Origin of the sequence: Paenibacillus amylolyticus, assembly GCF_050990605.1 — a bacterium.
In the GTDB taxonomy this organism is placed as follows: Bacteria; Bacillota; Bacilli; order Paenibacillales; family Paenibacillaceae; genus Paenibacillus; species Paenibacillus amylolyticus_H.
In genome coordinates this window covers 1,257,719-1,270,376 of the sequence record NZ_CP158832.1, presented here as the reverse complement: position 1 = coordinate 1,270,376, position 12,658 = coordinate 1,257,719, and the positions used below count along the sequence as shown (strand labels likewise).

Sequence of the window (12,658 nt, the reverse complement as noted above, 5' to 3'; positions counted from 1 at the left end):
CGTCAGATCACCTCACTTTCCAGAATAAACATCTCTTCCTGCACACTCGCCACCCGGCACGAGAACATGCACTGCTCCCGATTCCAATCGAACGTAAACTGGTCTACCGAATCCGTGCGTGGATCAGCCAGCAACGTCTCCGTCACCATCCGGGTAATCTCACTTTCCATAACACCACGACTGTCACCCTGCCCCACCAGATCCTCCAGCTCCGAACCATAGTTCCGAGAATAGATCACATGTCTGTACCGCGGCGTTTTGACTGCCTTGATGCACCATTGCACCCAGGCTTCATGCCCACCAGCCGCAGCAACTTTACCACTTGGGGTCAGCACAAAATCTCCTGCATCGTAATCGAATCGCCAGCTCCGCCCAAAGCGCACCTCTTCCGAAGCCGCCCCCGACAGATCCTCCTCATCTCCCCAGACCACACCCGTTTCCGGGAACAAACTAGGCATGCGCACTCACCACCTTACACAGCACCACAATGTCGTTGCCGCCATTCACCCGCATCGCCAGCACGCGATCTCCCGCTTTTAATCCTTTACCAAGAGACCACACCGCTTCTTCCACTTCCTCTTCTTGCAAAAGAAACCGTCCCGTGCCCGTCGTTCCGCCGTTTGCCACGTCAGATATACCGGAGATCGCGCCAGCAGCCTCGCGCTCCGGCAGTCCTAGCGTGCCCGGCAACTCGGCCACGAGATAATCCTGCACTTCGTGCTTGAAATCATCCAGCTTCACGCCGGATGAGGTCATCGTACCCAATACCGCGCCCATGCCGCTCACAGCCTGACGGGAATGAGTACTCATCGCACCCCGCATGACGTCGGCAAAATGCCCATACGGATCATCTTTATTCAAGGTAAACCCTCCTTTTCACCAGCTCAGCCGTCCCCAGTTCCAACGTCATCGTTCCAGGTCCGGCAGACAGATCACGGCTGACCGACATGACGATTAGCTTCAGCCCTTTTAACAACACCGCGTCCCCAGCACGAATTGTATTGATATCAGGTGCGGAGATCGTAAAGGTCTCCTGAATACCCGTCAGATGACTTTTCGCCAGTTTTTTCGCGGCGGTTGCCGTTTTTACCTGATCGTCCTCGATCAGCTTTTGTAATGTGCCCAGTTCTTCCACACCATTTTGCTCTATCGCGAGCACTTTGGAAGGGACCTCTTTACCACTCGTAGACTCCGAAGCTGCCATAACTTTAACTTTGGTGACCGCTCCTTCAAGCGTACGCATCTGGGTCAGATCAATTAGTCGATCCAGTTCATGTACCTTCGCATTACTGCCGACCTGGAAAAGTTGCAACCCGCCGGGTGTCATCCGTGGATGGTACATTTCCCCGCCGGACTTCGCCGTTTCTTTCAAATCGGCAAACATCATCGAAAAGATCGTCTGTGACCGATACACGGCTTTGCCCAGCTTTGTCTTGGTTTCCGGCAATGTAGCGTATGGAATCTTCCACTCTTTGGCGTAGGTTTTAAGTCGTTGCGTAGCCGTCTGATCCTTCGGAAGCAGGAACTCGTCCTCCGATTTTTCCAGATAAATCATCCGGTCGTACACCGTGAGAGACAGCCGCTTGGTGCCGCTGTTCGAGCTTTCCACCTCCCAAATTACCGCAGGATGCAGCAAGTGAACCATGGATTTTTCGCCAAAAGGAACCCCGCTAATCCGCACCGCCATACCCGGTGAGATCGAAGGCAGACCCGAAGATGCAGACACCGCCAGCCGGATGTTGGCCTGATACGCAATCTGGTCGAGTGAGTCCTTCAGCGTAATCGTCTCCACCAGCTTGGTGATGTCATATTTGTCGTCGACAATGACCTTGTAGGTCATGGCATCACCAGCTTTTGCCCCGGCTTGATCCGGTTCGGATCAGTGCCGATGATCTTCTTGTTGAGCTTGTAAATCTCGTTCCATTTGGAACTGCTACCGAGCTCAAGCTTTGCTATTTTGGACAGGGAATCGCCGGATTTGACGGTGTAGGTCTTGCTAGACTTTTTCAAATCCGTACGAGAACCTGACTTGCTCCCGGATGCTGCTGAGCCCACCTTCTCCACCTTGGAATCCCGCCATGTGCGCAGGGTCAGGTCGAAATAAATATCCCCTGTCTCCCCCCCACGAAAGCTCGAATTCAGCGAAACAATAAAAATAGGCACGTTCACTCCAGTTTCAGAGATGATGAAACGTAGCGGCTTTTTGGAGATCAGAAACGTGTTCAGCACATTCATCGCCACACGTGGATCTAGAAAAGATTTTTCATCCATGCAATAGGACGGATCAAATCTTTTGGGAAAAAAAGAAGAGAAGGTGATCTCCTTCACCTTCTCCCCCTGCGCAAAATCAAACTCGCCATGCTCCAACATATTGACCGTTTCATATCCCTTAGACCTGGAAATATTAACTTCTTCAGGGTTCACTGGGAATTGAAATCGAGTATTGCCGTCCTTCAATGTAAATGACATTTTGTTAGGACCAACTTTATCTTCAAGTACAGACATAGCTGCGGCCTCCTTTCTGCTTAGGCCATAATCGTTTTGCGATTTTGCATCGCGCGGCGGAACTCATCAGAGATCCGTTGCCCCACCTGATGAGAAACTGCGTCATAATCAATAGCGTTCTCCCGAACGGTCACTTGTACCGTACCCGGTGCAATATTCACAGCAATCTGGTTCGTCGTTTCCGTTTTGAAATCCTTAAGGTAACCTGCCAGACTGCTCATCTGTTCTTCGGAAATACGCACTGTGAGCGGCGAAGCTTTCACATTGGGTTGACTCGCGTTATTCATTGCTACCGCTTGGGATTGCATCACACTTGTTCCCATAAGAGCCGCAGCCGTCGGTGAACCAAATCGATTGTTCATGTAGGCTTCTGGACCGGTGATCGATAGAACTGCCGGCCTGTATGGAGGCGGCATCTGAGGTGCTATCGGTGGAGGGGGTGGCGTCTGCGTTGCTACAGGTGTTGAGGGTGACGTTATGACCGCTGCGGCTGGGGCGGTCTGCTCTTCCTTTTTAGAACCGAAACCAAAAAAACCTGCAACCCCATTGAACAAATTCGTCGTTTTCTCCGCCACGTAACTCGCTCCCTCAGAAGCAAATTTTGCTACTTTTGAGATGTCTTCCGCGTTGTTTTTTAGGAATCCGCCTACCTTGTCACCCAGCCAACCGCCTGCCTTTTCACCCAGCCAACCGCCTATTGAACCGCCCAGCATGTTCCCAACTACCGGAATCGGAATCACACTGCCAAGAATACCACCAATCGTAGTCCCTACTGCATTACCAGCAACAGAACCGATCGCACGAGCACGATCCTCAGGTGGGGCGCTTGCAAGTTCTTTAATATTGTTATACATACGGAGTGGTGCGAACAATTTTCCCGCTCCTTTAACGAGGTTGCCACCAAGCTTGCTTATGATGCCAGACCCACCACTGCCTCCTGCCCCACTTCCGCTTCCACCTCCACCAAAGAGACCTTTTACATCGCCCCACAATCCGTCGAATCCACCGATCAAATCGGACCCTGCGGACGAGAAATCATTCACAAACTTTGCCCCACGTTTTGTGACCTTGAACGCCTTTTTCAATTTATTCCCCGGTGTGGCAGGTGTTGTGATTTCTTTCCATAGCTTCTTCCCACTATTTCTTGCATCAAAGACTTTCCCCACACCAGATGAGATTGATTTCCCACGATCAAACATACCTTTCATCTTCTGCAAAAAAGTTTTCGGTTTCTCCTCTTTTCCTCCTGCTGCCGTTCCAATATTAATGGAGTCTAGCTTGGTACTAAGCATATGAATCGATTGGGTATTTGTATTCAGAGCATCGATTAGTGGCTGTGAATTCACATTAACGGATACACCTGAAATCTGGTGACTGACTTTGAGTTGTACACTAGCTGTGGCATTCAACATCTTGGAACGGAGTTGTTTCATTTTTCTCAACAAACCATTTAATACTGGAGTAGCACGGTCAACCAAATCAACCGCCGGTGTGATTCTCAATCGACTCAAGCGTACAGCGGTACTATATATACTTTCCAATCTGCGTCCAGTGGTTCTCAGCTCATTGTTCACCTTGATCAGACTCTGATAACGAACTCTGCCCAGACGTTCGGTTGAGCGTTGGATCTGATCCAGGTATCGAAGGGTTGTCCGCATTTCCGTATTGGATTTAGACAAACCTACAATCATTTCTGCCATTTTTTCACCTCCTGCCCTATTTCGTTATCGATTCATTTGCGAGGTTATCGCTGACATTTCCTCTTCCGAGAACGCAATCAACAGCGAGCGTTCCCCGCGTGGCAAAGACCAGAACTCTCCGGGCCGGAGATGATGACGTACCCACATGTGATACAGGAACGTGGTCATCCCGCCGGAGTGAATCAGTTTTTTAGGTCTTCAATCTCCACACCAAAGCCGGACAGTTCCAGCACTTTATCACCTACGGCATCCAATTCACCAGCCAGCAGCATACGACGTACTGCCTGTTCGCCACCGGACAACTTCATGCGGCCGGTAATGCGTGTGTCACCCCAGCCTGACAATTCCAGGCTGCGGACTTTTAATTTCACGGTTGCTTCAGAAATGAGCAGCGCGTTAAATGTTTCGGTGTCCACCTTTTCCTCGGTGCGGCCTTTGGTCGTTTTACGAATCGTACAGCGTTCGCGAATGTGATCCACTTTGGAGGACGTCAGTCCACGCAAGGTCAACAGCAGATCCAGACGCTGAATGCGCACATTCTCCTCTGGCAAACGTTCTGCTGCCTCAAACAACTGATCCAAAATCTGTTCTTCGGACATATTTTCATTCATACTCATTGGGCGTTATCTCCTTCTTGTTCACATTTGGCAATCATAATGTTACACTAGCCACTCCGATGACAGAATAACCTTCCGATCGCTGTTATCCCCAGATTTTTTGATTCCCCTCTTCAAGGGAAAATCCGGGGATAGCCTATGCTTCCGATGCAGCTTTCTTTCAGAAAGCTTTTAGGCGAACGCTCCGCTTCTTCACGTTATTTCTGTCCTTTCCGTTATCGTGTAGATACTAAATTTGCTTTAAGTAGACAACAAAGAGACCGAGATCATCTCGGCCTCCATTAATGTCCTTTTTAGTTCGCCACAATCGGATTCAGCAACTCAAATCCTTCAAACGTAAAGCCCGTTTCCTCCGGTACTTCCTCCCCCGCTGTCCAGTTGGCAAGCTGGATTTTGTCCACCATGCAACCTTTCAGCAATACACTCTCATGTCCATAAGATTCAGGGTCGTTCAGCTTCGAGATAATTTCGAATTTCGTGAAGCCGCGCAGGATCATATCGGAAGTGACCTTGTAGCCCGTCATGGTACCTGTTCCTTTTTTCGCGCCATTTTTATGCACTTTCCAGTCGTTACCGACCAGATTCAGCTCACGCTTTTCAATCTCCACACTCGCTTCCAGCTTGTTAATGTTTGTCTGCCACACACCATCGATATGCAGCTGACCATGGGTACCGAGAATTACTCTTGACGCATCCAACATATATTTTCCTCCTTGGGTTGGTTGAACTAATCAATATTACACGGTATAACTCCGCAGTCAGAACAATCTTCCGATCGCTGTTATCCCCAGATTTTTTTGATTCCTTTTCAAAAAGGGAAAATCCGGTGATAAAGGCGAGCGCTTCGCTTCTTCAGATTTTTTCTGCCCTCTCCGTTATCGTGTAAACCATCAGTTCAACATATAGTAATTATTCTAGAAACCTTATTGCACGTAAAATGTACCAAACAACTGCTCCATCACATCCGTCAGCTTCACATTCCATTGCAGGAACACTTGATCCGCTTCCGGTTTGAGAACTGGTGCAGTGCCATAATACGCCGGATCAAGAATGACATCATAACCGTCAGCTTCAATCACATTGCTCTGTGCAAGCAGCGCCAAATAGGCCTTCATGGCACTAATCAGTGCCTGACGACCCTCTTCGGTATTGTTCACTTTACCGATATACGTATCTTCCGCGGAACGTTGCAGATCCGTATTAATCGCATCCAACACACGAATGGAACGGATTTTTTTCCACGCATTATTCTGTCCAGCCGCTGGCGTTACCAGTGTGTTTACACCGCGAAGGGCTTTCACCTGACGTCCATCATGGAAGAAAATAAATACGCCATTCTGCACTGCCTGCTCCTGTTCAGTACGCGTCCAGCGACGTGTCACATCATCAAACGGCGTAGCTGCATAGGTTGTGGATTGGTTCAAACGTTGTCCAGCGATTAGTCCGGCGACATAAGCAGACGTTTCTGCCGAACTGTAGAATGCATCTCCAAGGCGAACGCCTGTACCGACGTTAATCACACCTTCATGGTTGAGCGCAAGCGAACGTGCTGCTGCTTTTTGTGCTGCTGTAGCAGAAGTATCGTCTGCTGCGGAACCGCCAAACACAGCCACCACCGGGTTACCTTCACTACGCACACGTTTCACCCATGCCGCAAAACTCGCAAGCAGAGGTGCATCCGCCGCCTGATCCAAAGCCAAAACGTCGAATTGCTCCCCTTCCAGCGCACCTTGAACAGCAATGTATTCTGCATTAGTCAGGTCATCGTTGCCACTTACGCCGCCTTTGAATGCCGCACCCGCAACAGATGTAACCACACCTGCACCATCGCCAATCGCCTGCGCCGTCACCCAGACGTTTCGTTCATCCGCGTTAATCTCTTTGGCCAGAGAAGCTGCTGAAATGTCCGCTGTCAGGAGTGCATACAACATCCGGTTACCTTCAAAAAGGCGTACTTCATGTTTCGTATTATCAATCACACCTGGCTGGATAGTGACGTAGAATCCATTCGCACGATCCCCCGGATATTTCGCATCCAGTTGCAGCACATTGGCATCACTGCTGTCCTTCAAGGTAAGCGTAGCTGCTTTGGCCGCAGCACTTGCTACCCGATAAGCGAGCAACTTCTTCGGCCCACCCAACAGGGCGAGCTTCAAGGACGTATACGCCGTACCGTTATCCAGCACATTCGCCGCATAGATACGTTCAATCGCCGCTTCGCCCCCTACTTCAACAAAAGTCCCTACAGGACCCCAGTTGGCCTTGATCGGCACAACGACTGTTCCCCGTGTACCCGCTTGAATGGCTGAGGATGCTGCCGCCTGAAAATTCATATATAAGCCCGGAAGGACCGGACGATTTGTTTGCTCCCAAGTTCCACCTGCCATTATCCCTTCACCTTCGCTTTCATAAATTGGTTAATTCGTTCTTGCGTTTCTTCAATGGAAAACGTCTCTTGCGCCGTTTCGTACAGCGCACCGTACAGCACCTCTGCCTTAACGGCAAAGAGGGCTTCTGCATGATTCATCAGTTCTGCCCGTGTATACCGCGGAGCTGTCTGTTTGCTTTTCTTCACTGAGCTCGCCATTGCCATCTCACCTCATTTGTTGGAATACTAATTTCGTGAACATGAACATTAATCTTTAAGCTTGACCTATGAATTTTCGATCCTATGAATCTATGAATTTGAAGCTAAGATCTTGAACCTATATGAATCTACTCCAAGCTATAATCTGGAACCACTCTTATAATAGTGAATGTTCCTCTCGACTAACGTTTACTCCATGCCTTTGCTATGGTGAATCTCACGAATGTAAGGTACATTCGTACCTGGACGACGAATCCGCTGTTGCAACGTCAGTCGAATCTGACCATTTAGATACGCATCCGTCTGCAAATCTGCCGTGACCTCATCCACCGTCACATACCGTGTGTTACCTTGGTGCTCTGCGCTCTCCGTTTCTTTGACGGCAAGGCGAGCTTGCACCGCAAGTTGCCGGACCAAGCTAGTAACCGTATTCCGTGTTAGCACCGAATGATCGGTGAGCACATGTCCAATCCACTGTTGTCGAACCTCCAATGCTGAAGTGCCCGCCACAGACGTGCTGCATCCGGCCATTCTCCATAACACAGACGGCTTCTCGTATCCACCGGGCCATACATCCCCATATACCGACCAGTTCGAGCCAAGCTCCTGCTGTGTCCAGCCTTGAAGCGCAGCTAACCACGCGTCCACTGTTTCAGCAAGGACAGCTCCTTCGGGAACATACACCCCGAACCGCAGACTGCGTGTAAACATGCCAGACCCGCCATCCACCCGATCACTATCTGAAGAACCCAGATAGATGCAGGTGAATGCCCCACCTGATTCGTCCAAAAGCCTTGCCTGGTGCAACCTTTCAATTAGAAGGGCTGACCATGCTTCCACTTGTTCAGCGCCACCATCTTCCAGACGAGCATATGGTGAGATTTTGATAATCCTTCGATATCCCGCCCAAGCAGACTTCGGCACCTCTTCGGCAAACGCAACCACGGCACAAGGCCCGATTAACACTTCGCCTGACGCAGGTACATCCAGCACACGACCGGCCCAATCTGGAACAAGTACCGCGAGCTTCTGTTTCAGCGTTTTTTTAATGAGCGTACTCATTTTACTGGTGCTCATGGCAGTGCTAATTTCATTTCTCATAGACACATTCATTTCGCCCCCTTTGGCTGCAAGTTTGAGATCTGCCCACACCGCGCAGCAACAATGCAGCAGCAGTAGACTCCCCCTTTGAACTCAGAGTCTGTATTGCTATCGAATCCGTACCGGGACTACATTCACCGCATCAAAAAGACCGGCCACCTGGCCGGTCTTTGTACATTAGCGTATGTGCTTTCGGTGTGTCCCTTGTTATTGATCCGATAATACAATCTTACACCCTTTCATCCCTAGCGCGGATGGTGTTCCGTACGACTTCGGTGCGATTAAGGGCGTTGTTCGGGTGGAAAAAAGACGACATAACGCGTCCTACTCTTTCGAGCCTTAGTTCAGCGTAACCTTCGGGTTCAATGTAATCTCAAATGCACGCCCCCAGATGAAATCAGGATTTGCATATTCCAACAGCGCACTGCCATACGTGGCATAGGACAATTCGTCATTACAAATCTGCTTGATCGCGACATTGCCTGTCTGGAAGGCTGTTTTATTCGCAAGCGCCGTCGTGTACGTCTGCATCAGATCACGGAGCAATGTTTGCAAATGGGCATAGTCTTCCTCGGAGTTGAACAGAAACATATTTTGATCCGATAGGGTAGCCACGTTGGTATACAGCGCATGAGCTCGGGAATACGTGCGGATCTCTGCAATTGCAACCGCTTTATAGTAATAATCCTTCAGGAAACGCTTAAACAACAACGATCCATGTGCATTTAGTGCATCCCGCAACTTATGTTCATGCTTCTCTGTGGTGATCAACGCGTACCTGGACTGGCCCATACCTACGGCAATACCGATCTTGTTGCCCGGTGTATTCCACGCACTGTATCCCAACACCCGTCCGGTATATGGACTGCTCAGCAACGCTTCAGCAACGTCGACATTCGCTGGACCTTTTCCCACAAAATCAATCAACACCGAAGGCAGACCTTGCTCCCCATTCAGCGTCAACTGCTCCAACGCAGCCTGCACCTGATCCAGAGCGGTAATCGCAATAATCTCGATGTCGATGCTTGTGTTCTCTCCGGAATTTCCCGGGTGACCCTTGGTCATACGATCCAGTTCGGAAGCCATATCAAATGGAACAACTTGCTCGACCGATACAGCCACCAGCTGTTCATTATCCACACTAGTCATCGGATCCGTCACCACCTCCGGTTCAGGATATGCCGAATCCGCCACAAGCACACCGCCCACAATATCCACATGACGAACCACATTCTCGTGTACGTCCATGTATTCATATGTGTTAATGATCGTATTGCCGTGAGGACCAAAATATTTCACGGCGTAACGTGTCTTCGCCCCGCCTCGGAACAACTGGTTAGCCATGCGAGCAACCAAAGCGTGCCCCAGACCATCCGCATCCGGCAAGATGATGGCACGATCCGGATTTTGTCCATTGGTTCCACTGAGCCATTCATTGATCCGTGCTTCTACATAGTTGATTTCATTAATCTGAACACCCTGCGTGTTGGCATCGTCTACACCCACGGCGAGGAAATCGATATAACCTGAGCGAGCCAGCTGATCCAAAATGTACAGATTTGTTTTGAATTTATGCTGTCTTGTATTGTAATACTGTTCTTTATCAAAATAGGTCGTTGTCCCATATTCCACTCCATCCGGGGACAGGTTATAACCTTGAATAATATCTTCAAATTCGGTGTATGTCTGACGCGGCTGCTGCATCAACGCACGGGACTCATTATATGCATCAAGCGCCAAGCCATCTGCAAACGAGGTTGTAGCCAAACGCATGATGGTATCCATTACGAAGACAGGTTTGCGTGGATATTTCTGCTTGATTACGCGGATCACATCCAGCAAACGCGTGGTTTCCTCATCGTATTCAGGATAGGAACCTCCCCCATCTTCGCGGAGCTGACGACTACCAATCAGACCGCCATAAGCGAGCATATCGGATGAGATAATGAATCCGTCGACTTTGGCAGCATGTTTCAGAATAAAGTCATGAATATTGGATGGTTTTCCATAAACCGGCGTGGAGGTACCGAGCAACGTTGTGCCATCTACGGTTTTCTCCGAGTCCAGTCGATTCTTAAGATCACTCAGGTGCGGTGTTACGATATGGATACCGGCTGCTTTCCCTTGCACAATCACATCATCCAGATTCGCTGGACGATCATCCAGTGGAACATACAATACTGTTTTCATATCACGTAGCCTCCTGTTATCTGTTTAGTCTTTAATACCCGATCAGGGCAAGGATGCAATCACCGAATTAAAAAACCGGCCCCATGGCCGGTCTGTACGTTAGCGTATGAGCTGTCGGTGTATCTTCCTTGCTGCTGATCCGATAATACCATCTTACCGCCTTTTCCCGCTCGCGCTGATGGTAATCGGGATGAATTACGCATGAATGTTGTCGTCTCTATGGCGGTTAAATGCCGATTTCTCGCTAGAAACTCCTATCTATAGTCCAACCAAACCCATTCTGATGATGTTTATATGACATAAGTAGCTTTCAAATCCTACGAACAATAAAGGATGGATATGACGATGAAAAAAAGGTATTTCTTCTATCTTTGGATTGCTGTCACCAGTTATATGGCGGGCCCCGCTATGTATGCATTGGCGATGTACATTTTATATCAGGAAACGGATGTTATAACAACATCTCTCATTGGATGGACCGCGGCAACATTCTTATCCGTTGGTATCCTGTTTATCCTGATCGCAGTCATCATGCTACGAGTGTTCAACATCTATTATTTCTGGCTGCAAACCCTGCTCTTCGAGTTGCTTTTCCTTGTGCTCGTCTATATGACCACAGTTCTTCTTGGGGCTGGCAACAGGGGACTGCCCAAGCTGTCCTTTCCATTTACGCCCGAAGGCATCTCCTTATGGATTTTCTGGGGGAGTATTGCACTTATGAGTTCCTGGGGAATATGGGCGGCTCGTCAGCCCTTACGAAAATCGCCATACATGCTGGTGTCCAGAGTCATGCTGATCCTTTTTATCCTTGAAATTTGGCCCCGTTAAAAAGGTGCAGGATGACCACAATTCGGTAGACCAGAATAATGCCTACAAGGGGTGTCCGTCATGACGGCCACCCCTTCTGAAATGTATGTTCCATCTCACGCGATGATATAACGAAAGTTCTCCCATGTTTCCGGTACGGGTTCCCCGTTCTTGGCATGATGATAGAAGCTGAACGGGAATTTGAACACATGCCCGCCGTACCAGTCACGGGAACGTCTGTCGGTGAGCCAGTATTCCAGTTCATGAGGGAGCGCCACTGATCGTTCCGCCCGTTCTAGTGGCAGCAGGTCTACAGGTGATTGCAATGTCGGCATCGCCTGTTCAATATCCACATCTCGGCTTAAGCGTAGTGCCTTCACCATGGTAAGGAAAGGCGGGATGCCTTTGTGGAATAATGCCGGATAACCCAGTTCATATAATATGTTAAGCGCATGTCCATAGGTCAGCATATGACCAATCAGGTCATGATGCGCTTCCGCGTGATAGATGGTCTGGAACGCACCAAGTTCATCCAGAATCAGGCGTGACAACTGAACTGGATCTGCAATCTCGGGGAAACCATCGCTTTTTTCCGGCTTCAGACTGCGAATTTCTTTCATCGTTGTATTCATCCAGGATCTTCCCGGGATGGTTCGATCGAATGAATCGATCAGTTCAACCAGCCGACCAATATCCGCCGCCGTGCCCCATCCATCCAGTTCACGAATGGCTTTCAAGCTGATTGACCCGTAAATGGCCTGGTGTCCAACCCAGTGCAGCTCTCCAATCGTTCGATCCAATGCGTCCGTAATACGCGCTTCGGCATCTTCCCTGGGCATCATCTCATCAATCGGAGAGGTCTGACCAGGGCTCACTCCATGCTGGCGAAGCATGGCTTTTGCTTCGGCGGTAACACTGCCGGCGGCAAGGGCAGTGAGACGATTTTCCCGTACCCAAAAATATGCCGCAATCGCACCTGCTCCATAGTGGGCGTGCCACAGATCTCCTGTACGTTCCCGACTGGAAACGATAATCGATAGTCCCTCTTCCAACAAACGTCGATCCAAGCCTGCCACCACCCTTCATCATCTGTAAGCCATCACAGGAACTACCCTGTAATTAATAAATAAAGCGTTTACTTCTATAACATG

General features: G+C 49.4%; 13 protein-coding genes. 1 reads left to right on the top strand and 12 read right to left on the bottom strand.

All coding sequences use genetic code 11. The features are described 5' to 3' along the window. Positions 1–2: 2 nt before the first annotated feature. From ABTV53_RS05655 to ABTV53_RS05605, 11 genes are all read right to left on the bottom strand, one after another. Entirely contained in the window at positions 3–458 is a 456-nt protein-coding gene (locus ABTV53_RS05655; RefSeq protein ID WP_249911564.1) for a DUF2634 domain-containing protein, read from the bottom strand. After that, positions 451–861, bottom strand: a complete 411-nt coding sequence (locus tag ABTV53_RS05650; RefSeq protein WP_421887400.1) for a hypothetical protein — start codon at positions 859–861, stop codon at positions 451–453. The genes ABTV53_RS05655 and ABTV53_RS05650 overlap by 8 nt, the downstream gene beginning before the upstream one ends. Next, positions 854–1,840 (bottom strand): XkdQ/YqbQ family protein, encoded by a 987-nt coding sequence (locus tag ABTV53_RS05645; RefSeq protein WP_433751522.1) that lies wholly within the window; start codon positions 1,838–1,840, stop codon positions 854–856. Before ABTV53_RS05645 ends, ABTV53_RS05650 begins: the two co-directional genes overlap by 8 nt. After that, positions 1,837–2,469, bottom strand: a complete 633-nt coding sequence (locus tag ABTV53_RS05640; protein WP_433754080.1) for a LysM peptidoglycan-binding domain-containing protein — start codon at positions 2,467–2,469, stop codon at positions 1,837–1,839. Before ABTV53_RS05640 ends, ABTV53_RS05645 begins: the two co-directional genes overlap by 4 nt. A gap of 56 nt (positions 2,470–2,525) precedes the next feature. Next, entirely contained in the window at positions 2,526–4,205 is a 1,680-nt protein-coding gene (locus ABTV53_RS05635) for a hypothetical protein (RefSeq protein WP_433751520.1), read from the bottom strand. Positions 4,206–4,387: 182 nt separating this feature from the next. Continuing rightward, positions 4,388–4,822, bottom strand: a complete 435-nt coding sequence (locus ABTV53_RS05630) for a phage tail assembly chaperone (protein WP_017690174.1) — start codon at positions 4,820–4,822, stop codon at positions 4,388–4,390. Between the two features lie 293 nt (positions 4,823–5,115). Continuing rightward, entirely contained in the window at positions 5,116–5,523 is a 408-nt protein-coding gene (locus ABTV53_RS05625; protein ID WP_105600731.1) for a phage tail tube protein, read from the bottom strand. 222 nt (positions 5,524–5,745) lie between these two features. Further along, positions 5,746–7,209, bottom strand: coding sequence for a phage tail sheath subtilisin-like domain-containing protein (locus ABTV53_RS05620; RefSeq protein ID WP_433751519.1), 1,464 nt, complete (start codon positions 7,207–7,209; stop codon positions 5,746–5,748). Further along, positions 7,209–7,409, bottom strand: a complete 201-nt coding sequence (locus tag ABTV53_RS05615) for a hypothetical protein (RefSeq protein ID WP_433751517.1) — start codon at positions 7,407–7,409, stop codon at positions 7,209–7,211. Before ABTV53_RS05615 ends, ABTV53_RS05620 begins: the two co-directional genes overlap by 1 nt. 189 nt (positions 7,410–7,598) lie before the next feature. Next, entirely contained in the window at positions 7,599–8,516 is a 918-nt protein-coding gene (locus ABTV53_RS05610) for a hypothetical protein (protein ID WP_433751516.1), read from the bottom strand. Positions 8,517–8,849: 333 nt separating this feature from the next. Next, positions 8,850–10,700: a DUF4127 family protein gene (locus ABTV53_RS05605; protein WP_433751514.1), complete on the bottom strand. Its 1,851-nt coding sequence runs from the start codon at positions 10,698–10,700 to the stop codon at positions 8,850–8,852. Between the two features lie 345 nt (positions 10,701–11,045). Here ABTV53_RS05605 and ABTV53_RS05600 point away from each other — a divergent pair, with 345 nt between their 5' ends. Next, positions 11,046–11,528, top strand: a complete 483-nt coding sequence (locus ABTV53_RS05600; RefSeq protein WP_433751513.1) for a hypothetical protein — start codon at positions 11,046–11,048, stop codon at positions 11,526–11,528. A 95-nt stretch (positions 11,529–11,623) separates the two neighbouring features. Here the strand turns inward: ABTV53_RS05600 and ABTV53_RS05595 are convergent, their stop codons facing one another. After that, the gene (locus ABTV53_RS05595; RefSeq protein ID WP_433751512.1) at positions 11,624–12,583 is read right to left on the bottom strand and encodes a hypothetical protein; all 960 of its coding nucleotides are present in this window, start codon (positions 12,581–12,583) and stop codon (positions 11,624–11,626) included. Positions 12,584–12,658: the final 75 nt, after the last annotated feature.

Coding starts and splice junctions, on each gene's coding strand:
- ABTV53_RS05655 (WP_249911564.1), bottom strand. CDS start 458: ATGCCTAGTTTGTTCCCGGAAACGGGTGTGGTCTGGGGAGATGAGGAG.
- ABTV53_RS05645 (WP_433751522.1), bottom strand. CDS start 1,840: ATGACCTACAAGGTCATTGTCGACGACAAATATGACATCACCAAGCTG.
- ABTV53_RS05640 (WP_433754080.1), bottom strand. CDS start 2,469: ATGTCATTTACATTGAAGGACGGCAATACTCGATTTCAATTCCCAGTG.
- ABTV53_RS05635 (WP_433751520.1), bottom strand. CDS start 4,205: ATGGCAGAAATGATTGTAGGTTTGTCTAAATCCAATACGGAAATGCGG.
- ABTV53_RS05630 (WP_017690174.1), bottom strand. CDS start 4,822: ATGAGTATGAATGAAAATATGTCCGAAGAACAGATTTTGGATCAGTTG.
- ABTV53_RS05625 (WP_105600731.1), bottom strand. CDS start 5,523: ATGTTGGATGCGTCAAGAGTAATTCTCGGTACCCATGGTCAGCTGCAT.
- ABTV53_RS05620 (WP_433751519.1), bottom strand. CDS start 7,209: ATGGCAGGTGGAACTTGGGAGCAAACAAATCGTCCGGTCCTTCCGGGC.
- ABTV53_RS05615 (WP_433751517.1), bottom strand. CDS start 7,409: ATGGCGAGCTCAGTGAAGAAAAGCAAACAGACAGCTCCGCGGTATACA.
- ABTV53_RS05605 (WP_433751514.1), bottom strand. CDS start 10,700: ATGAAAACAGTATTGTATGTTCCACTGGATGATCGTCCAGCGAATCTG.
- ABTV53_RS05600 (WP_433751513.1), top strand. CDS start 11,046: ATGAAAAAAAGGTATTTCTTCTATCTTTGGATTGCTGTCACCAGTTAT.